The organism is Caballeronia sp. SBC1, from assembly GCF_011493005.1.
In the GTDB taxonomy this organism is placed as follows: Bacteria; Pseudomonadota; Gammaproteobacteria; order Burkholderiales; family Burkholderiaceae; genus Caballeronia.
Window position 1 is genome coordinate 396285 of record NZ_CP049159.1, and the last position, 20954, is coordinate 417238.

The following is a 20954-nucleotide window of genomic DNA, read 5'->3' on the forward strand; positions in this document are numbered from 1 at the left end:
GGACTCGATGCAACGGGCGACGGACCTCGCCGATGCGGGCATGGCAACCCGGCAAGCGCCAGGGCCGATGCGCACGCGCGAGGCGGCGTCGGCCTCGCACCCGGTATTGCGGCGCACGCTCAAGGCGAGTAAGCCGGCGGACAACATTGACAATCCGGGCGGCAAAAGCCCTTCGTGGGATTTCGGCACGATCCGGATATTTCCGCCTGACAGGCCAAGTGGACGCCTACATGTTCCCGGCGCGGGAGCGGCTCGGACCGAACCAGCGATCGACAAGCCGGGAAATGGATATGTCCAGACAGCCGAGGCGCCAGAAGAAAGGATGTCGAACCTCGCTCCGCCGCCCGTGGCTCAGGGTGTCCATTTCAATTTCGCTCGCGCTCCCGTTACGGAGCGACCGTTGCAGTGCAAGCCGCTAGAGATCGGCGCAGCCGACGATCCATTCGAGCAAGAAGCGGACCGGGTGGCTGAGTGTGTGATGCGGATGCCGGCGGGAGATCCGCCTCGTATCTCGACGATCGGTCCGTTATTCGCGGGCTCGCAAAGAGCCGCTCCGCCAATTGTGGAGGAAGTGCTCGAAGCGGCCGGAGAGCCTCTCGCACCGGCGACAAGGGCCTTCTTCGAACCGAAGTTCGGACATGATTTCAAAACGATTCGACTGCATGCCAATGACAGGGCGGCAAGGTCGGCGGATGCTGTTCACGCGCGCGCCTATACGGTTGGCGATGACATTGTGTTTGGCAGAAGTCAGTATCAGCCGGAAACAGGAGAGGGAAGACAATTGCTTGCGCATGAGCTTGCGCACAGCATCCAGCAGTCTGGGCGCAGCCGCGTCATGCGGCAACCGACGCCAACAACAACACCGCAGCCGCGAGTCGCTCACCCGAACGTGATGCCAGACATTGAAGGCAAGTTTACGCAGTTGTACGCGAAGCTGAGTCCCAAGGCGCGTTATAGACTTTATCGGAACATCACCATCGCTATTGGAGTTGTCACCGAAGAGAGTGACACAGAGGCTAACGAGCCTCGTTTCGTATATGTGCTTTCGGGCAATGCGTCGAGCAAAGATATTGATGCCGCCGCCGAAGAGCTGGGCTTAACCCGGTGGAGACCCTCGGCGCGCGCGCCGGGGCGCGGAGAGGTTGGCGCACCAAACGACGCGGAACAGTTGCTCACAGAGGGTGCTGAAACCAATCACTTCGATGTCTGGGCCGCGGGAGTGAACCGCAGGTTATGTCCGGATTGTGCGATACACATGAAAGATGCAGAGGTTCCGACGCAAGCATTTCCCGACGGAGCGTTCCGGCAAGGTGGAGCGTTATACAAATATCAGCCTCCCACAGGGGGAGGGGAAGAAGGCGGTGGTGAGCCAGCCGTTGCAGCGCCCGGCGGCCCAGACAAGCAAACCCCTCCGCCCAAGACTCAAGGTGATCCCGAACCACCAAGTGGAACGCCGCCGACCGCAAAGAAGACACCCGGCGAAACTGGCACCCAATCCGAACACGAGGGCGGGGAAACAACGCCAAGTACGGGAGGGACGGGACAAACGCCAGGCGTCAGCCGCGCTTCCCAAATAGGGGTGCACATCGGCATAGGAGCCGCGTCGGTGGCCCTGTCTGTGCTGGCTGCCTACCTGAAGGCTCGCGTCGACGCAAAGATTGCACAGAAGCAGATCGATGCATTCCTCCATTTTGCGGGAGAGTGGATTGACGCCCATCCGGACGAAGCGTTAAAGAAGATGATGTTTGCGCCCGAGGTGACAACGTATGCCTGGATTTACCTCAACAGCTCCGTCATTACCTTCTTTGAACCCAGCATGTCGCCGGAACCGAATACGAGCGAATCCTCACCGATGATCGATCTCGCAGGAATCGATTACCTTTATAAACCCGTAGATCCAGCAATGCCGCAAAACTTCTTAACGGGAATCAGTGGCGGCGGACATCATCTGACGACTACGCGCATGTTGGTCATTGATATTCCTCTGGTGACCCCCTCCGTTGAGGACATGTTCGACTACGCTAAGTCGCGCAATATCCCGCTGGGTGGTCTGCGTGAATACGTGATGTACCGGCTCGAGAAGTCCGTCGCTAATCTTCAGCTCGCTCTCGCGAATCTTCAGATGCACAAGGGCACCCAGCAGGACATTGACAAAGCCACACTACAAAATCGCTATTGGCAGAACATGGCGGATCAGATTCTCGGGGCGGAGAAGAAGCAAGCGACGCCAGGACATTAAGTAAGCTTGCTCCAAGCCACGATACTTGTCGTCGAAGCTCGGACACGTAGCTGTCCTACCCGCTTTGATGCCCGATGAAAAGCTGGTGTTGCACTCAATCCGCATTCCAGGCGACGACGGAAACTGCTCGTTCGACTAACGGCTTCGCTATGCGACCCACCTTCACTGGCCGCGCCAATCAAAGCCGTTTCGATGCAGGTCTCAGCGCAACGCCTTCCGGTATATCGATGCTGCCCGGGAAGGATTTTTCCGGCAGCGCGTGTCGCAATAAAACCGCGGGGCCGGACTTTAGCGAGATTGCCCCTTCCCCACTTCCCAACGCGATCTTGCGAACCTTGCCATCGCGTATGGTCAGCGTCGCGGATTTGAATGTCATGCTCAGGCCGATCTCGAGGTCGACGGTGAAGGCCTTCATTCCATCGACTGCGATCACGATTTCCGGGTGATCGGTCAGTTCGACCTCGTGCTCCATCAGCGTCACGATCCGCGTGGTCCCGGGCGGCGTTCGCGCCCGGTCAGTGGCCTCGTCAATCTCCGCCATGTCGGACCAGGCTCTAATGAGCATGCTGACAAGGTCCAAATTGAATACGCCCGTGATCTGGTCTTCAAGGGCTTGTGTAATCTGGTTCCATTGCACGGGCAACGGCGTCGCCGAGGCAACCTGGATGCTGTGCTTAAGACTCCCGGCAAGCATTGCGGATCCAGCCTTGGCCGAGCCGTTCCACAGGAATGTAAGCAGGGTCGGTACTGTATCAACCATGCTGCACTCCCCTGGCGTTCTTCGGGCGCATGACCGTGGCGGCAGTCCATGGCGACAATTGAATCCGTACGGTGACTGGCGGACATGCCATATGGGGCGTGACCCGGCAACGCGATTGCCACGTATGGTCCGGCTGCATCGCGACGTGCCACGTGTGCACAAGACAGACGCAAGTTCGAGGAGTCGCCGGCCAATCCAGCGCGATGCGTTCGCGACGCGGCCGCTCGCCCGCCAGGCCGAGCAAGAGAGCGATCCGTCGAGCGAAACCGCTCAAGCAGTGCTCGGCCCTATGTGGAGTTTCAGCAAGCTTCCGCCCCCTGATATCTACGACTTCAGCCAGCAGGGCCACGCCCGGGAAGGGACCGGGAGACAAAACCCCTGATGGAAAGCAGTTTTGCGTTATGGATTTTGTCGAGTGATGTTTGCGCGTGGTCCCCATCGACCAATATATTGTCACTGGAACCGCCAAGGGGTGCTCAACTCAAGCGATGGCCTTCTCCCCGGCAGCCTCCTCGCGCATGCGACGGGCTTCGTCGCGCAGGAACTGCTGGTAATCGTCCAGATCGCCGTCGAAGGGCTCGACGCCACCCTTGGTGACGAGCCAGAACTCGTCACATACCGCGCGCAGCAGGGACCGGTCGTGACTGACCAGCAACACTGTGCCTTCGAATTCGTTGAGTGCCATGCCTAGCGCTTCGCGTGTAGCCAGGTCGAGGTGGTTGGTAGGCTCGTCGAGCAGCAGCAGGTTGGGACGCTGCCACACGATCATGCACAACACGAGCCGCGCCTTTTCGCCGCCGCTCATCGTGCCGACCGCCTGATGGACCATGTCACCACTGAAACTGAAGGTGCCAAGGAAGGTGCGAAGCGATTGTTCGGTGCCACTCTGACCGGGGGCACGCATGTTCGGCGGCGTGTTCTTGGCAAGGCGGATCATGTGTTCCATCGGCGTGTCGAGAGGACGCAGCACGTCGAGTTCCTGCTGTGCGAAGTAGCCGATGTTCAGGCCTTTGCCTTCGCTGATTTCGCCGGCAATCGGCGCCAGCTCGTGCGCCACTGTCTTCACCAGCGTGGACTTGCCTTGGCCGTTGGCACCGAGAATGCCGATGCGCTGCCCGGCCAGCACGGATCGGTTGATGCCCCGCACGATGACCGTCGGCGGCGTGCCCGGCGGTGCGTCGGCCGGTGCCGGGTAGCCGAAGCTCGCGTCCAGCATCGACAACAGCGGGTTCGGGACGTTGAGCGGCTCCTTGAACTCGAAGGTGAACTCTGCGTCGGCAAGCACGGGTGCGATCTTCTCCATGCGTTCGAGCGCCTTGACCCGGCTCTGCGCCTGCTTCGCCTTCGAGGCCGTGGCCTTGAAACGGTCGATGAATTTCTGCAGGTGGGCGATCTTGTCCGCCTGCTTGGCCATCGAGGCCTGCTGCAACAGCATCTGCTCAGCGCGCATGTCTTCGAACTTGCTGTAGTTGCCGCCATAACGCACGAGCTTGGCGTTGTCGACGTGCACCGTCACCTGCGTCACCGCGTCGAGGAATTCGCGATCGTGGCTGATCACTACCATGGTTCCTTGATAGCGCTTGAGCCACGCCTCCAGCCAGACCAGCGCGTCGAGGTCCAGGTGATTGGTCGGTTCGTCGAGCAACAGCAGGTCGGACGGGCACATGAGCGCACGCGCCAGCTGCAGTCGCATGCGCCAGCCACCGGAGAAACTGTTGACCGGCTGGCTGAGCTGCGCAGCACTGAAGCCAAGGCCCAGGATCAGCGCTTGGGCACGTGCGGGGGCATCATGTGCACCGGCGTCGTGCAGGGCCATGTAGGCGTGCGCCATGCGCATGCCATCGTCGCTGGCCTCAGCGGCGGCTACTTCAGCCTGCGCGGCCAGCATGACGGTGTCACCCTCGATTACGAAGTCGGTCGCACTCTGCTCGGTCTCCGGCATCTCCTGCGCGACCTGGCCCATCTTCCATGCAGCGGGAATCGAGAACTCGCCGCCATCTTCGTGCAGCGTGCCGTTGAGAAGGCCGAAGAAGGACGACTTGCCGGCGCCATTGCGGCCGACAAGGCCAATCTTTTCGCCGGGGGTGAAGGTGACGGACGCGCCGTCGAGTACGACATTGACGCCGCGGCGCAGCGTGACATTACGGACGGAAATCATAAGGAGCTACTTCGGGGAGGATTGGCATGATAGCCGACCGGACGGGCAGGACGGTCTCTTTTCTGGCCGCACGAGTGAAGAACCGCTTGCGCTTTGCGGCGCCCACCGGCCACAAAGCAAGGCGGGCACTGGCGCACCGGACGTTCCGGCTGCAGGGCCAGAACAGACGGTGAGTGACGGCTCCTGGCTGAACCCGGTCTGCCCCTGATTGAGCGAAGTCGGCCGCCGTTTATCGGCCTGGGTGTCGGGCAGAAGTCGTTCAGGCTCGTTCAACGCCTGCCAGCAACGTATTCAACACCGCGCTGGATGACGCGCTCCCTTCATCGCCGGCCGTACTGCGGATTAATGCGTTCACGTTCATTGATGAAGTCCTCCCCCACGCTGACAACATCTACATGTTCGCCGATGCCTATCATCCGGCCACTCACCTGCAAAAGCTTATAGCGGACTACGTCGTGGTCAAGATCGACACGTGGTTGCACTAATAGCGTGCCCTAGCCCTCCGTTGCTCCGAACGTCAGCCCGGCGACGACGTGCGCCGCATGTACCGGCGACGGATGAAACGGATCAATGCGCGGGAGTCTCATGAATTCACCTGAAGGTATCCCGCTCTTCGGTCACCCAGGCGGACACTGCGCGCTCCAGCCAGTCGACTCACCGACCTGTGGCGAAGCGCTCGTGAAGCTACTCGAGCGCTATGGCGTTGAACGGGTGTTCGGCATCCCCGGCGTCCACGCTGTCGAGCTGTATCGTGGACTGGCAAGGTCGACGCCGCGCCGCGTCACCCCTCGCCACCAATAATTCAGCGCTAATTCTTCGACGTCACCATGGCATCCGTGCTCACTACTCACCGGATACCCATATCATGAAACGTTTAAGACTCGCGTGCGCGGCAACACCTCTATGCCTGATCGCCCTCGCCTTGACCGGGTGCGCCGTCATTCCCCCCACCGGCCCGACCGTGGTCGCGTTGCCGCCGGCAGGAGAGCCGCTGAGCAAATTCCAGCACGAAGACTACGCGTGCAGGGACTATGCATTCCGCTCTGACAATGCCTCGCAACCATCGGCGGTGGCGGGCAACGACGGTCTGCGCAGCGGGGCGATCGGCACCGTAGGCGGCGCGGCAGCGGGCGCACTTCTCGGCGCAGCAGCAGGCGATGCCGGTGTCGGCGCGGCGATCGGCGCTGGCGCTGGCTTGCTGTTCGGCGGCGCCGTGGGCGCCAACGGCGCTCAGGCCACCTCGGCCAGTCTCCAAGCCCGCTACGACGCCGCTTATTCGCAATGCATGGCGTCCAAGGGAAATCAAATCACTCACCCGGCCGTCTATTCGACCGCGCCAGTGTACGCACCGCCGCCTGTCCTTGCGCCTGCGCCCATCGTCTATGGCTATCCGCAACCTGTGGGCTACTGGTAATACGGACGACCCAGCCGGTTTTGTCGAATTCGAGACGTACAACCCGAATTCCCGTGTTCCTGAAAACCTTGCTGTAGATAACGAAGCACTAAGTTTTGTCGCTTATATTTGTTGAACCATTTTCCTTGGAGTTAAAGCCATGAAAATCAGCTATCCTTATCAAATTGAATTGATTAACGCATCAAAGATCGGCATTGAGCATATTGACATGACGATCGAAAAATTGAAGGCTGAATGTCCGGAAATGTTCCATACGGACAGTACTCTGGAAGAGCGTATATTCCATCACAAGCCGACAACAGAGACGCCATGTCGTGGCTTCGTCGCTGACGGTGATTCGTGAAGGTCCTGACTGTCAGCTACTAGCTGCCAGTGATCCGCCAAAGAAAGTCCGCCGGCCGCAAATGCACACCTCAGCAGATGGCATCGCCCACTATCCGCTCATTTTCCGCTCACTCTTCAGGCCTACGATGCAGTCCATCGACGAGCTGCACCCTGATTCACGGCCGATTCCAATTGCCTGCTGCAATCGTCGCGACGCGGTAGACCGCCTGTCTGCCATGAATCGAATCACAGACTGGAGTGCATCATGTTCGTAAAATTTTCCAAAACGCTGAGTGAGTTTTTAGTCACTACCGAAGACCAGGAACGCGAGTCCTATCTGGCGTCGTCAGTCGACTTCGCCGATCTCGAACACCGCATACACGCCTTCGAAATGAATCACCAGCCGATCACCCTGTATTCGAATGGCGCGCCGCGTGACTGGCACGTTTGATCTCGCGTGAAACGTGGCTGCGTTGTTCTCAGGCTCTTCGAATATCGCCGTCTTGCCGGGCGGTAACCTGTATGTGACCGGTCAGGGCGACGAGGAGAACGACAGTGTCATCCTTGGTTTTTCGGACCCTATGTCGCGCTCATTTTCCTCTCATTCTGACGCGCCATGATACGGCCATGGATCACAAACGGCATAGGCCAGCGTGTTCCACTGTCCCACTACAAGAAGGCACCCAAAATGTTCACAAGAATTCTAGTTGCGGTTAGTGCAAGCTCGGTCGATACGGTCTTGGAATCGGCCATCGAAATCGCACAAAAACACGACGCACGCATTTTTGCGCTGCACTTGGTCGATCCTACGCCCTGGTTGATGGGGCCAATCGACTATGACTTCGGACTCGTCATCCAAGCGCTGGAAGCACAGGGACTCGAACTCGTCACGCGAGTGACGGATGTGCTGGACCACCATTCGCGTCCCGCCGAAACCAGCATGGTCACGCTGCCGCGATCGGCGGTCTCGGTGGGCCGAGCGATTTGCCTCTGCCGCCGACGCGTCGGGTGCCGACCTGATTCTTCTCGGCGCGAGGAAATCGGGCTGGTTGCGCTGGCTGAGCGCGGACGTTGCCTCGGAGGTTCGGCGCCATACGAACACGCCGATTCAGACCGTCTCCGGCAAAGTCATCGGCGGCTCAACGCGTCGTGCCGCTACACGCTGGGCCGAGGCGCCGGCCGCTGACGCCCGATAATCCGGGTGCCGGCATTGATCGCGACATTCGCTGCTGACCGGCGACCGGGCGGTCCAAGATTTACATAACGATGGACTCCAATCCTTCGATGGACATAGATAATTTCGTTATCCTTAGTTAAAGGATGAATGTGGTGAATTGAATTGCCACGGTGAATCACCTGGATCCTTTCATAGTCCGTTTCGCCGGGCCATTCTTACCGAGATAGCAAGGAGTAGAGAATGCGTCACTATCATTGCAACAGTCCCGAGGCAGCGGGCCGTATCCTGGCGGCGTGTCTGCTTTCCGACGGACACCTTGGGCTCACGGAACTTGAGGCGCTCGATCGCTGCGGCATGGAAGAGCGGCTGTCGTTGAATCGAAGCCGTTTGCTCTCCATCGTGCAAACGCTGTACGAAGACCTGACGCGCTGCGGGTACTTGAGCTGGAGCGACGTGTGTCAGGTCGATCCCGCGGCACTCGCGTGGCTGGCGGCTGACGTGCGCGACCTGCAGCTCCGTAGCGACATCATTGATCTGTGCAACGAAGCCGTCATGGCGGACCGTAGCTTCTGCGATCGGGAAGCCAACTTCCTGAGACTGCTGCGCGACGCGTGGCAACTTCCGGCGCAATGACTTCACGCGCATCACAAGCTTCGATCAAGCCCTCGCCGGCATAAATCGAAGGAAGACCCCTGACGTCGCAAAGATTCTCGCCAATTCGCATCTGCAAGTCGAATGGCGTAACTGACCGGACAGAGCCCGACACGGTCAGCATAAAGCGCGGCCCGAAGCAAGGTGACCGCGCTCGCGCGTCATCCATTGTCCATCCGCTGAAGCTGCTAACGGATGCCATGAATCGCGACACGGAAAGCACGTTAGTGTCCGCCGCTCCGAAAGGGAATTAATGCGTGCCGCCGGTAGCTGCCAGCGTTACTGGCCGTCATCATCTCTTATGCAGGACCGCTGGATGGAACTTTCGGCGAGCGGCTCATCTCGACCAGAGCAGTGATGCAAACACGACCGTGGTGGCGAGCCAGCTCGGTGCGCATGCACAGCCGCCCACGGTGCGATACTTGTCCAATGGTGACCGCAACTTTCCGCTTCTACGAAGAGCTGAACGACTTCCTTCCGCCTGCATTGCGCCAACGGGAGTTCGAACGAGCCTGTGCGCGCGCCGCGACGGTCAAGCACATGATAGAGGCGCTCGGCGTCCCGCATACCGAGGTTGAGCTGATTCTCATCAATGGGGAATCGTCCGGCTTCGATCAGATCCTGCGCGAAGGGGATCGCATCGCCGTCTATCCGATCTTCGAGGCGTTCGACGTCACGCCCCTGCTGCGCCTGCGCGACCATCCGCTGCGGGTGACGCGCTTTGTCGCGGACGTGCATCTCGGCGGGCTCGCGCGCCTGCTGCGCACGACCGGCTTCGATACGCTATTCGACACCGAGTTCGACGACAGCGCGATCGTAACCATCGCCTCCTGCGATCACCGCATCGTACTCACGCGCGATTGCGACCTGCTCAAGCGTCGCGAGATCACGCACGGCTGTTTTGTGCACGCTCGCAAGTCAGCGCTGCAACTCCGCGAGGTCTTCGAGCGGCTCGACCTCGCGCGCAGTGCGCGACCCTTCACGCTATGCATACACTGCAACGCGCCGCTGCGTCGCGTTGACAAATCACTCGTGCAGCAACGCGTGCCAGCGCCAGTCTTCGACCGCTACAAGCGATTCTCCAACTGTGAGGTCTGCGGACGTATCTTCTGGGAAGGCCAGCATCAACAGCGCATGCTTGCTTTACTCGACGGCCTCATCGCCCGCTGATGCATCCTTGGCGACCCTTTGAACTAAAAGCGTGCAAGTGGAACTACGGCGGTCAACCGTGGCTATCGACCCACGCGCGAGCCCAGTCAAGCCCGGCATGTTGCGCTTCCTCTTCGGTATCGAAATGGCCAAGAACGCCCGAACCTTCAATAAGCTTATTGCTCCGTGTGATGGTTCCGCTGGCAGCGTACCGCTCCGGCTGCAGGATATCCTCCTGTTGCAGGATAGCGTGGCCCCAGACGCGGTACCCCCGATAGCTCTCTGATTCCATCAGCGCAAGATCTCTGCCGGAGCGTTGTGCGAATCCACGCATGACTCGCTGCCGCTACCCTCGAACGCAGGCACCGTGAGCGTCACCGGCAACCGGTATTCACCAAGTCTCACTATCGAACCTCCGTATTTTTCGGTTCAGGTCGCCCGCAACGCACGTGCATTGCATAGTGATAAAGCAACGTCCGCAACGAATCATGCCGCGGGATTGCTGAACATCAATGCGGTTGAGGTCCGCAGCTTGCGGCACATTTTCGCATAGGCAGAGCACGGCGGCTTGCCTTCAGTCAGTGACAATTTGGACCTATCAATCAGCCGCCAAGCAGGAGGTATCTCCAACACTGAATCGAGTCAACTACCCAACGCGTTTGGATCCCGCCACGCTCGCTCGAATGGAAGCCGCCACGCCCGGGGCGCAACGAGCTGATGGATGGCATTTGGCCCCCACGAACCCGGCGCGTAGAAGCGAACGGGCGGAGGGGATTCGAGCAAGGCCGTCGATACTTCCCACAGTCGCTCGATGCCCTCAGCGGTCGTAAAAAGGGTACGGTCACCGCGCATTGCATCGAGGATCAATCTCTCGTAGGCTTCTAGTACTTCGCCAATCAGACCAGTGTCGCGCATGGCGAACTGCAGGCTCAGTTTGTCCAGCCGCATGCCGGGACCCGGGCGTTTGCCATAAAACGAAAGCGACATTTTCGAGGCGTCCGCCAAGTCGAACGTCAAATGGTCCGGTCCTTGCGAACCGACACCTGATCCAGCCGGAAACATGCTTTTCGGCGGCTCGCGAAATGCGATCGAAATGATGCGTTGCCCCTCGGCAAGCCGCTTTCCTGTGCGCAGATAGAATGGAACGCCGGCCCATCGCCAGTTATCGATCGAACATTTCAATGCGATGAATGTTTCCGTTTCCGACTCTGGACTGACTCCGTCCTCGGATCGATAACCGGTGTACTGTCCCCTGACGACGTCAGTTGGCTGTATCGGCAGCATGCTACGAAAGACCTTGTTCTTTTCCTCGCTAATGGGCGACGGTTCCAGCGATGTAGGTGGCTCCATTGCCATGAACGCGAGGATCTGAAACAGGTGCGTGACGACCATGTCACGAAATGCGCCTGTCTGTTCATAGAAACCCGCGCGCTTGCCAAGGCCCAGCGTTTCAGGGACGTCGATCTGAACGTGGTCAATGAAGTTGCGGTTCCAGATTGGCTCGAACAAACCGTTCGCGAAGCGGAAAGCGAGAATGTTCTGGGCGGGCTCCTTCCCCAGGAAATGATCGATCCGGAAGATCTGCTCTTCTTCAAAAACTTCATGCAACCGGGCATTCAACGAAACAGAACTCGTCAGATCCGTTCCGAACGGCTTTTCCATGATGATCCGTGAGCGCTCCACGAGGCCCGCTTCCTTGAGCATGCCGACGGCTGAGAGCGCGGCGTTAGGCGGAACGCTCAGGTAATGCAGCCGCCGGCACTCGCCATCGAAGCTCAGTTCGGCGTTCAGCACCGCCGCCTTGAGCGCCTCCGCGCCTGCTGTCAGCGGCAGATAGTCGAGATTGGCGGCGAAAGTGTCCCACTCCGGCTGTGCGACCTTGCGAGAAGAAAACTCGTCAAGCGCTTCTCGCGCCGTGCGACGAAATTCGTCAATGTGAATATCATCGAGTGCGACGGCGATGATCCTGCAGCCCGGAATGAATCCTGCACTCGAAAGGTGGAACAAACCTGGCAAGAGCTTGCGTCGAGCCAGATCGCCAGTGGCGCCGAACAGAACAACGACTTGTGGGAATTGTGGACCCACCCCTGCAGATATCTTGGCCATTGTTCAAATCCTTTCTGGGTTGTCGACGCCTGATGGAAAAGAATGCGAGATGTCGCGTGAAACCGAGGAATTCTTTTTCAACAGTATCACGCACTTAAAGATCGAACTTGCGATGCCAACCGTGCACCAGCGCGGTGTCTGCATTTTGACTTTTACCGAACCCGGCAACTTGCTGATTCTTGCTCGCCCTACTTTCTCCGAGCTTGCCTCTGGGGGAAACACTGCAGCTACGCGGCAAGGAACGCGTTCACGGCCACCAGGTAACGCTGAACCTCGCATCCCGAAGTATCGCCCTGACACGCTCCAGTTCGCGCCTCGTGGCATTGTCAGCGCGGCCTTGCAAAGAGAGGGCGAGCACACGACCGCGTGCCGCGAATAGCTCCGCCCAATGCCGACGAAGTGATTCCGACCGATCGCGTGCAGGATCCTGCCGAGTTGCGGCAACCCGTCATTGGCCAGGGGCGCGACCCGGAACGAACGCCCATGCAATGGGATGGATCGCCGAACGCCCGCTTTTCAGGCGGTGTGTCGTGGTTGTCAACAAGCGGCCGTGATGACGGCAATGGCATTGGTCAGGATGCCAAAGCATCATCAATGTTATATGCTATCGACGCTCGCTTGCTTGCGTTGGGCAGAAGCGAACTGGTTGCTGGAGGGAGCGATTGAACCGGTTGTGTCCAGCGGGAACGTACTGACCTATGAACGCCGCCTGGCTGTTGACTGATTTTTCATCGCATTGAACATGGCCGGTTCCCCCGCACAGGTGGAAGCGCCCGAGGGAACCCTGGTCTTGTGAACCATAATCCGCTGCGTCAACCGAACTCGAGCGCGACTCTCACCGGGCTGGCTCGCCCCTGCGAACAGCGGACATTGCGCCCGTATCTGCCGCGAAACCTAAGCGTTGAGTTCTTGATGCAACGCCAGGTATTCTCGCGTGAGTTTGTGGCGCGGCTCAAGATAGATCATCGGCCTGGCATGCTGATGGCTTTCGCGTATTTTCACCGATTGGGACAAATAGGAGCTTAGCACCGGCAAGCCTTCGTTGAGCAATTCCTGCACGAGTTGTTGCGGCAGACTTGCACGTGGCTGAAACTGATTGATGACAATTCCTTCGACTGTCAGTTCGGGATTGTGGTCATGCTGGATCTCCTGAACATTTTCGAGCACCGAATATAGCGCGCGGCGCGAAAAGTCGTCGCAATCGAACGGGATCAGACAGCGTTCGACCGCGACCAGCGCCGAACGGGTGAAGAAATTCAGGGCGGGCGGCGTATCGATATATACCGCGTCATAGCCGTCAAGACCCTTGAGCGCATCGCGCAGCTTGTAAATTTTATAGCGCGACTCAAGCTTGCCTTGCAAGGCCTCGAGATTGGGCTGCGATGGAATGATATCGAGGTTTTCAAACGACGTGCCGTGTATGAACGAACCGATCTGCGGCTCCCTGAAGCTGAAGCTTAAGGTCGCTTCAAAAAAATCGGTCAGGGTCGGCTGCGTATCCCGCGCCTGCGCGCCCAACAAATACTGGCTTGAATTACCTTGCGGATCGAGATCGATCACTAGCGTGCGCGCCCCCTGGGAGGCACTGATCGCGGCGAGATTACAAACGATGGTGGATTTCCCGACCCCACCCTTTTGATTGAATATCACTCGGCGCATTGATTTTTCATCCATAAGGAAGCACCCGCGCAGTCTATCTGATTGGGAGCTCCTTTTGGGTCAGTCAAATGACCAAGATTTTCAGGCGGCGGCTGGGAATTTACGCCACGGATTACCGCGACCACGTGCGTGCGGACTTCCGCGATATCCGACGCGGGATTCGAGTGAGCGAAATCACCAGATGCAATGGAACGTCACATCATTCGTCCCGCGCGACTGCTTGTTCAACGGATATTCCAGTCAAGCCGGCACGACGAGATCCTGCTTCGTGGTCATCGCAGATTTTTGCCTTTCGATCAGCGCGGCCTCCCTCATTTTCTTCCGCTCTTCGAATGGGGAAGCCTTGGTGGATTTGAAGAACGGTCATCCCCGCGACCCGGAAGCGGGAATGGCCGTTCGTTGGAAGAGTCGCCGTCAAGCCCTGTCGACGTCAATGATGGCCTTGGCGAACTCTGCCGGCGCCTCTTGCGGCAAATTGTGCCCTATGCCGCCGGTAATGTTGCGATGCTCATACTTGCCAATGTACTTCTTGGCATAGGCGCTCGGGTCGGCATGCGGTGCGCCGTTCGCGTCGCCCTCCAAGGTGATCGTCGGACAAGCTATAGTCGGAAATGTCGCAATCTTCTTTTCCAATCCATCATATTTTCGCTCACCCGGCTCCAGGCCCAAATACCACCGATAGTTGTAGAGTGAGATGCGAACGAAATCCGGATTTTCAAACGCCCGTGCGGAGCGCTCGAACGTCTCGTCATCGAACGCCCATTTCGGCGAGGCTTGCTGCCAGATGAACCGGTTGAAGTCTTTAGTGTTCTTGGCGTAACCAGCCTGACCACGGTCCGTGGCGAAATAGAACAGATACCACCATTTGTTCTCGGCGGCTGGCGGCAACGGCTTCTGGACGGCGGCCTGGCTACCAACAAGATAGCCGCTCACCGAGACCAGCGCCTTGACGCGCTCGGGCCAAAGAAAAGCCAGAAGGTTCGCGTTTCTGCCACCCCAGTCGAATCCCCCCATAATCGCTTTATCGATCTTGAGTGCGTCCATGAAGTTAATGGCATCGACTGCGACTGCAGCCGGCTGAGCATTACGCGGCGTCGAGGCGGAGAGAAACCGCGTTTCGCCGTAGCCGCGCAAGTACGGGACCAGCACGCGGTAGCCGGCCGACGCGAGTATGGGGACGACATCGACGAAGCTGTGAATGTCGTAGGGCCAGCCGTGAAAGAGCAGCACCGGTGGGCCATCTGCTGGCCCGGCTTCTGCATAAGCGATGCTGAGTGCACCGGCATTGACATGCTTTAGGGGCCCAAAGGACGCTTTCGATGTCCCCGCCGTCCCCGACCCAGAAATGCGATTGTTGCTGCTCTCTTGTGCATAGGCGCTTGCAATGGTGCCTAGCTGGGCAGCCATGAGACCGAGTGCCGATGCTCCTAGCAAAGTCCGCCGCGATTTATTGACCTCTCCTGCCATTTGCTGCTCCTTGTGAGATTGACCGCCTACGAAGGGTACGGTGGAAACGTATTCCCCAAATGTTCGCCCAGGGGTAGTTTTGTAAGCCAATGTATGAAGTCGTCGGTTAGATACATAACGATACAAATATATTGGCATCCTAACTGTTTGCGCAGGCTGAGGAATTCCAGAAGAAACGTTCACTGGTTCCGTGCAGCAGCATGCAGTGAACGCGCAATGTGTCTGCCAACGCTTCGAACCGGGGCCATTCAGCGCGTTGCGCTTTTCCGGACGGTCCATGCTCTCCACCCACATCGACCATTTCTGTAGCTGGAGAAAAACCAGTGCCGCCACAAAGTGGACAGCTTCCGACATGAGCCGCATCTGGATAAGCTCGGGGAGCCGGGCGGCGGCCTCGGGCTTGGTCGCTTGTAATGGAGTAGTGGCATGAATCTGCGGTCCTCCCAAGTCTAGCGGTCAGCATCCTGCGGAATCGGATGCATGGCAAGTGCCTGTGTCTTAAAGACGAACCGCACCCGAATGTCGCCGACCTCGCGTTCTCCGGCCTCTGAATGGGACCTCGTTGGCGGGGCGGCTGGCACGCCCCATGCGAGGGAGAGCAGAGTAACCAACCGGAGGATGTCATGGACACCGACACAGCAGATGGTACGTTGAAAGAAGCAGCAGGCAAGGTTCAAGACGCAGTCGGCGGTGTGGTTGGCGACGCGGCCACGCAGTTATCAGGGAAAGCACGCGAATTAAGCGGTAAAGCGCAGCAACTCTGCGCGGATACCACTGGCCTCGTCCGGGACAAAACGGCCGAGAGTCCATTTGCGGTATTAGGCATTGTCGCCGCCGTCAGTTTTATAGCCGGCGTGATGTGGGCGAACAGCGGGGCGAACAGCGGAAATGTTCCTTCCCGGGGTTATGCGAAGAATTCGGGCACTAACGATCAGACGTATTAAATGGATGCTGTCGTAGTACCGGATCGAGGATCCTACGAACCTCAGCTTTAGCGGTCCGGAACTGCACTTCGCCGATCAGGATAGGTAGTGTGAAGTCGCCGGATTCACCATCACGCGGGAGCATTAAAATGTCGGCGCAATCAAAAATCATGCGGTGGCGCAATGTAGGTCGATTCTGTGCTCAAAGAGTCGCTGACTACGGTGAATTGTTTCGCATTGAACTGGCCGACACAAAAACGAGAATGCTCCACGAAGTGATTGCGCTGGTCGCGCTGGCGGTTGGCGCTCTTTTTACACTGTCCTTCCTTTGCATCGCCATTATTGTGTCGGCCTGGGGGACGCCTTATTTCCTCATCGTCGTGTGGGGCGTCGCCGCGACGTGGCTGGTCGTGACGATTGGCGCCTTCCTTGTCTTGCGTGCTCAGCGACCCGGGCAATCATTTCAGACCTTGCAGCGAGAGCTCCAACGCGATGTTGAGTCCATCAAGGAGGCGTTAAAATGAATCCCGGTATACGTGATCATAAGAAAGCCGAAGCAGTTGTTCTCGCACGCATGGCGGCAACGCGCGCGGCACTTGTATCTGCGAGTCAGCTTTCTAAAACAGGCTCCAGAGAAAGCCGGATAGCAAGACCCGTCTCACGGGAAGCCGGCCCGGTGATCTTGCGCACGCCCAACGCGGCGCTATTCGCCATCATCCTCGTCGGCTCGGTCATCATCGGACCGAGGCAAATCCTTGTCATATCGTTTAGAGCGGGCCTGACGGCGTGGATCACCAGAACGGTGCGCGCCCTTGCCGGCGGGTCAACTTAGAACGACCGGTCGCCAAAAAGGCGGCACAGCGCCCGAAACCACCAGGTCGTCTGCACAACGGAGTCGTCATGCAACGAATATACGGCAGCACCTTGTGGACCATCGCAGGTCATCCGGCAACGTTCGTGGTGCAAACCTTGAAAGCGTTTCGCGCGAACCAAGGGATGCTGCTCGCTGGTGCAGTCGCCTACTACGCACTGCTTTCGATCGTCCCGCTACTCATCCTGGTCGTGATCGCGCTATCACACCTGATCAGCCAGCCGGTGCTTCTTGATTCGCTGGCGCATCTGCTTGAGTGGCTGGTTCCGGGGCAAGCGAAGGCCATTGTTCGGGAGCTGACGAACTTTCTCGCTCACCGTGCCGTCATCGGTTGGGTACTTCTCTGTACCATGATTTTCTTCAGTTCGTTGGCGTTCACCGTGCTGGAAAACGCCATGTCGGTGATCTTCGTGCATCGGGTGACGATTCACCGGCGACATTTCTTGATTTCCGCGTTGCTCCCCTATTGCTACAGCTTATCGCTGGGCCTGGGTGTGCTCCTCGTCACGCTCGTCTCCAGCGCCTTGCAGGCCATCGGCGCAGACAGCATTGACGCGTTCGGCTGGCACGTCTCGCTTGTCGGTGCCTCACGTGTATTGCTTTATCTGTTCGGAGTTGCGGGAGAAATTTTTGTGTTGACGTCGATCTATCTCGTGATTCCAGTCGGGCGCCCGACATTCAGCCACGCTCTAGTCGGCGCGATCGCGGCGGCCTTACTGTGGGAAGCGACGCGTCACGTACTAGTCTGGTATTTTGCAACGCTTTCTCAAGTAAGCGTCGTATATGGATCGCTCACAACCGCGATCGTAGTTCTCTTCAGTCTCGAAGCCCTTGCAACGCTGCTGTTGTTCGGTGCTCAGTTGATCGCGGAATACGAACGTCTCAGCGCCGGCTCGAATGAGTCAGCCCCAAAACCATTCAGAACGGGCTGACAGACCGCCAGTTGATAGTTAGGCTCACCCTTCTGACTAGCGCCTGCGATCTGCTCATCGGCGGATAGCGCGCCGCCCTCAGGAATTCATGAATCGACCCGACGAAAGCCCTCAAAAAACCGATCCTTTTGGTAACCAACGTCGTCATCGGTTTTGCCTTGGGTAAGTCGTTGTTTAATAAACTAAATCGTATGACGCATTCGCGCAAATAAACGCTTGACACCAAGTGCACCCTGATTAAAATGTGTCGAATGTTGCGATGCACCAAACGATTTGCCTCAGCCCGTACCAGCGCGCCGCATTTCGGTCGCTGCCTTAATCCACGACCGCGATGACCGGTCGATACTTCGAGAGCGTAAAGATGACCCTGTTTACTCCTGAACAGTTCGCCGCCGCCAACAAGGCCCAGCTCGACTCCGTTTTCGGTCTGACGAATAAGGCATTCGAAGGCTTTGAAAAGTTGATTGAGCTGAACGTGCAAGTCGTGAAGTCGTCGCTAGCTGAAAGCCAGGAAAACGCACAGCGCGCGTTGTCGGTGAAAGACGCGCAAGGACTGCTCGAACTGCAAGCCAGCCTCGTTCAGCCAGTCGCCGAAAAAGCACTGTCGTATGCCCGCCATCTGTATGAAATCGCATCGTCGACACAAGCGGAATTCGCCCGTGTTGCTGAAGCCCAATACGAAGAGCAGAACCGCAAGGTGCAGACGTTCGTCGATAACGTCGCGAAGAGCGCTCCGGCCGGTTCGGAATCGGCTGTCGCCGTGATGAAGTCGGCCGTTACCGCCGCCAACACCACGTACGAAACCGTACGTAAGGCGACCAAACAAGCCGTCGAGATAGCGGAAAGCAACTTCAACGCAGCCGCTACGGCCGCGACGAAGGCTGCGACGCAAGCCTCACGCTCCGCAGCGAAGGCTGTTTAAGCATCGGCTCGTTGCAAAAGAAAAGAACCCGGCACTGCCGGGTTTTTTTATCCTTGCGCGACGTTCACCCGTTCAAGAGCCTTCGTTTCGATGCGACGATTAACTGCCGAAATGGCGCCTTGAGAAGCAGATAAATTTATGTCGCCCCGTCGTAGCCTGCATGGTATTTCCGCATCGTGTCCCACAAGCCTCGCCCGCCGGCTTTATGCCCCGCACTGTTGCGATCGACAGACGGCATGGACGGAAAAAGCGGTTCGAATTGGCGAACAACAACAGCTGGAACAGCGCCCATGTGGCTCACAAAGCACTCTTGGAAGCCCCTGCAACAAACCCGCATCCCTGATCCTTGGGGACGCGCGTAGACCATGAGCCGATCGAATAGTCGATGTCGGCCGTTCTGCCTCTTCGACTAACTTCGTAAGGTCGCCCCCAGATGCCGAACGCGCCCGTGCGCCGATTTGTCGAGCAGGCCAACCAATCGACCTTTGTTCGCGACATGGTGTTTATCCTGTCTGGGACAGAATCACAGCAGGTAAAAGGTTTTTAAGGCAAATATGAAGCCGACTCTGCCCAGTCTCGACAGAAGCAAGTCACTGCCCCGCACACTGATATTCATTCCCGTACTGACCCTCGTTGTCCTTTGCGTGCTATGGATTACGATTTCCGTGCGGCTGCATATCGAGAGGGCTGCAGTGCTGCGCGAAACGGAGGATGAGGCCAAGACCCTGGCGCGCTCGCTTCAAAATCACACCCTGAAGACCGTTCACGATGTCGACGAAATTGCGCTTCTGATCAAGTATGGCTATGAAAGTGCGCCACAGACGTTTGACCTCGCACAGTATCAAGCACGCGGGCTGATCAGCGCGGACACTGCGCTGCAAGTGACGATTGTTGGCACGAACGGTCATGTCCTGGCCTCCACCCTCAAATTTTCGGGCGTGGTCGATCTTAGCGATCGCCAACACTTCCTTGTGCATCGGTTAAATCCCGGAGTGGGACTATTCATCAGCAAACCGGTCATCGGGCGAGTATCGAACCAATGGTCAGTTCAGGCAACGCGTCGTATCGACCGGCCCGATGGCACATTTGGCGGCGTCGTGGTTGTCTCAGAGGACCCTGCCTACCTGACCGACGGCTTCTACAACAGCGCCGCGCTTGGAGAACATGGCCTGATCGCCGTCGTTTCCCGTCACGGTTTTACGTTGTCTCGCCGGGCGGGAGAGGCGCCCAGCACCAGCGGTGGTCCGCTACCCGACGGGTATGGCAGCGTCCTGCGCGCGCACGACGGTACGGTGGTGGATCCGGTCGATCATATCGAACGAATCGTCGCTAGCCGTGCAATCGACCGCTATGACCTGATGGTTGTCGCTGGTCTCTCGGTTGACGAAGCGCTGGACGACTACTACAAGATGCGGCGTGTGTACGTGACAATGGCCCTTGTCATCTCCGTTATCCTTATCGGTTTCTCATTGTGGATAATGGCGCTAGTTGCAAAGCTGCTAAAAGGTAAAGAGGAACTGCGGCGTCTCTCGGAAACTGACAGGCTCACCGGTGTGTTTAACCGGGGCCGAATCGAGGACCTGTTGCATCGGGCGGTCTCGTCACCCGACGCAAGCGGCAAAGTGGCGGCGATCTTCGTCGATCTGGACAATTTCAAGCACCTGAACGACACGTACGGACATCAGGCGGGCGACGAAGCACTCGTGATTCTTGCCGACCGGGTCCGCGTCGCTGCGGGTCCTCGCTGTGCTGTCGGCCGATTGGGCGGCGACGAATTTCTCGTGATTCTCGAGGCGGCGAACGCGTGGGAAATCGCGACCCAAACCGTTGAGGATATGGCGCAGGCGCTCGCCGTGGCAATCACGGTACGCAACAACCCACACATGATGCGCGCTAGCCTGGGAGTGGCGGTTCTTGAGCAAGGTGACACCGCCGATGACCTGATCAGGAAAGCGGACGAAGCCATGTACGAAGCCAAGAAATGCGGTCGAGCAAGTGCTCGTACTACGTGGCGCACCTATGACCAACTTGGCATCCAAAAAGTTGGCTCGCCGGGCGGCGACGTATCCGGAAAGCGGGACGTCCTGGCGGCAAAGGAACGGCACTCCACTCATTACTCCAATGGGGCAGACTCGATCCTGCCTTCCAACCCGTAGTCGGACAAAACCATCTGCATGGCTGGGTTGACGAGATCGAAACGGG

The 20954-nt window shown here is 58.3% G+C and carries 20 protein-coding genes and 2 pseudogenes; 16 read left to right on the plus strand and 6 right to left on the minus strand.

The genetic code is table 11. The annotated features are described in order from the left end of the window. The first annotated feature begins 400 nt into the window (after positions 1-400). Positions 401-2239 carry a DUF4157 domain-containing protein gene (locus SBC1_RS36765; RefSeq protein WP_165107339.1) on the plus strand — a complete coding sequence of 613 codons (1839 nt, stop codon included), beginning with the start codon at positions 401-403 and terminating at the stop codon, positions 2237-2239. Positions 2240-2417: 178 nt separating this feature from the next. Here SBC1_RS36765 and SBC1_RS36770 read toward each other — a convergent pair whose 3' ends face one another. Further along, positions 2418-2999: a hypothetical protein gene (locus tag SBC1_RS36770; RefSeq protein WP_165107341.1), complete on the minus strand. Its 582-nt coding sequence runs from the start codon at positions 2997-2999 to the stop codon at positions 2418-2420. 481 nt (positions 3000-3480) lie between these two features. Beyond that, positions 3481-5157 carry an ABC-F family ATP-binding cassette domain-containing protein gene (locus SBC1_RS36775; RefSeq protein WP_165107344.1) on the minus strand — a complete coding sequence of 559 codons (1677 nt, stop codon included), beginning with the start codon at positions 5155-5157 and terminating at the stop codon, positions 3481-3483. A 585-nt stretch (positions 5158-5742) separates the two neighbouring features. Between SBC1_RS36775 and SBC1_RS36780 the strand changes: the two are divergent. From SBC1_RS36780 to SBC1_RS36810, 8 genes and pseudogenes are all read left to right on the plus strand, one after another. Beyond that, a pseudogene (locus tag SBC1_RS36780) lies at positions 5743-5955 on the plus strand (thiamine pyrophosphate-binding protein); the annotation flags it as partial. Positions 5956-6022: 67 nt separating this feature from the next. Next, entirely contained in the window at positions 6023-6571 is a 549-nt protein-coding gene (locus SBC1_RS36785) for a glycine zipper domain-containing protein (RefSeq protein WP_165107347.1), read from the plus strand. 139 nt (positions 6572-6710) lie between these two features. Next, a complete protein-coding gene (locus SBC1_RS36790; RefSeq protein WP_165107349.1) occupies positions 6711-6914 on the plus strand; it encodes a hypothetical protein in 204 nt (67 codons plus the stop codon). Positions 6915-7160: 246 nt separating this feature from the next. Beyond that, positions 7161-7346, plus strand: a complete 186-nt coding sequence (locus SBC1_RS36795) for a DUF3563 family protein (protein ID WP_165107352.1) — start codon at positions 7161-7163, stop codon at positions 7344-7346. Positions 7347-7583: 237 nt separating this feature from the next. Then, a pseudogene (locus tag SBC1_RS40760) lies at positions 7584-7664 on the plus strand (hypothetical protein); the annotation flags it as partial. A gap of 133 nt (positions 7665-7797) precedes the next feature. Continuing rightward, positions 7798-8091, plus strand: a complete 294-nt coding sequence (locus SBC1_RS40765; protein ID WP_370469760.1) for a universal stress protein — start codon at positions 7798-7800, stop codon at positions 8089-8091. A 221-nt stretch (positions 8092-8312) separates the two neighbouring features. Beyond that, a complete protein-coding gene (locus SBC1_RS36805; RefSeq protein WP_165107357.1) occupies positions 8313-8705 on the plus strand; it encodes a TerB family tellurite resistance protein in 393 nt (130 codons plus the stop codon). Between the two features lie 447 nt (positions 8706-9152). Then, on the plus strand, positions 9153-9893 hold the full coding sequence (locus tag SBC1_RS36810; RefSeq protein ID WP_165107359.1) for a Mut7-C RNAse domain-containing protein: 741 nt from the start codon (positions 9153-9155) through the stop codon (positions 9891-9893). A 52-nt stretch (positions 9894-9945) separates the two neighbouring features. Here SBC1_RS36810 and SBC1_RS36815 read toward each other — a convergent pair whose 3' ends face one another. Both SBC1_RS36815 and zwf read right to left on the minus strand, forming a co-directional pair. After that, positions 9946-10164 carry a hypothetical protein gene (locus SBC1_RS36815; RefSeq protein ID WP_165107361.1) on the minus strand — a complete coding sequence of 73 codons (219 nt, stop codon included), beginning with the start codon at positions 10162-10164 and terminating at the stop codon, positions 9946-9948. A gap of 350 nt (positions 10165-10514) precedes the next feature. Then, entirely contained in the window at positions 10515-11978 is a 1464-nt protein-coding gene (gene zwf, locus SBC1_RS36820; RefSeq protein ID WP_165107363.1) for a glucose-6-phosphate dehydrogenase, read from the minus strand. Between zwf and SBC1_RS36825 the strand changes: the two genes are divergently transcribed. Together SBC1_RS36825 and SBC1_RS36830 are read left to right on the plus strand one after the other, a co-directional pair. Beyond that, the gene (locus tag SBC1_RS36825; protein WP_165107366.1) at positions 11971-12357 is read left to right on the plus strand and encodes a hypothetical protein; all 387 of its coding nucleotides are present in this window, start codon (positions 11971-11973) and stop codon (positions 12355-12357) included. The genes zwf and SBC1_RS36825 overlap by 8 nt on opposite strands. After that, on the plus strand, positions 12345-12644 hold the full coding sequence (locus SBC1_RS36830) for a hypothetical protein (protein ID WP_165107368.1): 300 nt from the start codon (positions 12345-12347) through the stop codon (positions 12642-12644). Before SBC1_RS36825 ends, SBC1_RS36830 begins: the two co-directional genes overlap by 13 nt. Positions 12645-12872: 228 nt before the next feature. Here the strand turns inward: SBC1_RS36830 and SBC1_RS36835 are convergent, their stop codons facing one another. Both SBC1_RS36835 and SBC1_RS36840 read right to left on the minus strand, forming a co-directional pair. Further along, the gene (locus SBC1_RS36835; protein WP_165107514.1) at positions 12873-13637 is read right to left on the minus strand and encodes a ParA family protein; all 765 of its coding nucleotides are present in this window, start codon (positions 13635-13637) and stop codon (positions 12873-12875) included. 414 nt (positions 13638-14051) lie between these two features. After that, on the minus strand, positions 14052-15104 hold the full coding sequence (locus tag SBC1_RS36840) for an alpha/beta fold hydrolase (RefSeq protein ID WP_165107370.1): 1053 nt from the start codon (positions 15102-15104) through the stop codon (positions 14052-14054). A 623-nt stretch (positions 15105-15727) separates the two neighbouring features. Here SBC1_RS36840 and SBC1_RS36845 point away from each other — a divergent pair. The 5 genes from SBC1_RS36845 (at position 15728) to SBC1_RS36865 (ending at position 20908) form a co-directional block, all read left to right on the plus strand. Continuing rightward, positions 15728-16048 (plus strand): CsbD family protein, encoded by a 321-nt coding sequence (locus SBC1_RS36845; RefSeq protein ID WP_165107372.1) that lies wholly within the window; start codon positions 15728-15730, stop codon positions 16046-16048. A 128-nt stretch (positions 16049-16176) separates the two neighbouring features. Beyond that, entirely contained in the window at positions 16177-16551 is a 375-nt protein-coding gene (locus SBC1_RS36850; protein ID WP_165107375.1) for a phage holin family protein, read from the plus strand. Positions 16552-16927: 376 nt separating this feature from the next. After that, positions 16928-17830 carry a YihY/virulence factor BrkB family protein gene (locus tag SBC1_RS36855; RefSeq protein ID WP_165107377.1) on the plus strand — a complete coding sequence of 301 codons (903 nt, stop codon included), beginning with the start codon at positions 16928-16930 and terminating at the stop codon, positions 17828-17830. A gap of 361 nt (positions 17831-18191) precedes the next feature. Then, the gene (locus SBC1_RS36860) at positions 18192-18752 is read left to right on the plus strand and encodes a phasin family protein (RefSeq protein ID WP_165107379.1); all 561 of its coding nucleotides are present in this window, start codon (positions 18192-18194) and stop codon (positions 18750-18752) included. Positions 18753-19306: 554 nt separating this feature from the next. Further along, positions 19307-20908, plus strand: coding sequence for a sensor domain-containing diguanylate cyclase (locus SBC1_RS36865; RefSeq protein WP_165107382.1), 1602 nt, complete (start codon positions 19307-19309; stop codon positions 20906-20908). The last annotated feature ends 46 nt before the right edge of the window (positions 20909-20954 follow it).

Coding starts and splice junctions, on each gene's coding strand:
- SBC1_RS36835 (WP_165107514.1), bottom strand. CDS start 13,637: ATGCGCCGAGTGATATTCAATCAAAAGGGTGGGGTCGGGAAATCCACC.
- SBC1_RS36860 (WP_165107379.1), top strand. CDS start 18,192: ATGACCCTGTTTACTCCTGAACAGTTCGCCGCCGCCAACAAGGCCCAG.
- SBC1_RS36775 (WP_165107344.1), bottom strand. CDS start 5,157: ATGATTTCCGTCCGTAATGTCACGCTGCGCCGCGGCGTCAATGTCGTA.
- SBC1_RS36855 (WP_165107377.1), top strand. CDS start 16,928: ATGCAACGAATATACGGCAGCACCTTGTGGACCATCGCAGGTCATCCG.
- SBC1_RS36810 (WP_165107359.1), top strand. CDS start 9,153: ATGGTGACCGCAACTTTCCGCTTCTACGAAGAGCTGAACGACTTCCTT.
- SBC1_RS36845 (WP_165107372.1), top strand. CDS start 15,728: ATGGACACCGACACAGCAGATGGTACGTTGAAAGAAGCAGCAGGCAAG.
- SBC1_RS36795 (WP_165107352.1), top strand. CDS start 7,161: ATGTTCGTAAAATTTTCCAAAACGCTGAGTGAGTTTTTAGTCACTACC.
- SBC1_RS36865 (WP_165107382.1), top strand. CDS start 19,307: ATGAAGCCGACTCTGCCCAGTCTCGACAGAAGCAAGTCACTGCCCCGC.
- SBC1_RS36840 (WP_165107370.1), bottom strand. CDS start 15,104: ATGGCAGGAGAGGTCAATAAATCGCGGCGGACTTTGCTAGGAGCATCG.
- SBC1_RS40765 (WP_370469760.1), top strand. CDS start 7,798: ATGTGCTGGACCACCATTCGCGTCCCGCCGAAACCAGCATGGTCACGC.
- SBC1_RS36815 (WP_165107361.1), bottom strand. CDS start 10,164: ATGGAATCAGAGAGCTATCGGGGGTACCGCGTCTGGGGCCACGCTATC.
- SBC1_RS36770 (WP_165107341.1), bottom strand. CDS start 2,999: ATGGTTGATACAGTACCGACCCTGCTTACATTCCTGTGGAACGGCTCG.
- SBC1_RS36790 (WP_165107349.1), top strand. CDS start 6,711: ATGAAAATCAGCTATCCTTATCAAATTGAATTGATTAACGCATCAAAG.
- SBC1_RS36805 (WP_165107357.1), top strand. CDS start 8,313: ATGCGTCACTATCATTGCAACAGTCCCGAGGCAGCGGGCCGTATCCTG.
- SBC1_RS36785 (WP_165107347.1), top strand. CDS start 6,023: ATGAAACGTTTAAGACTCGCGTGCGCGGCAACACCTCTATGCCTGATC.
- zwf (WP_165107363.1), bottom strand. CDS start 11,978: ATGGCCAAGATATCTGCAGGGGTGGGTCCACAATTCCCACAAGTCGTT.
- SBC1_RS36850 (WP_165107375.1), top strand. CDS start 16,177: ATGTCGGCGCAATCAAAAATCATGCGGTGGCGCAATGTAGGTCGATTC.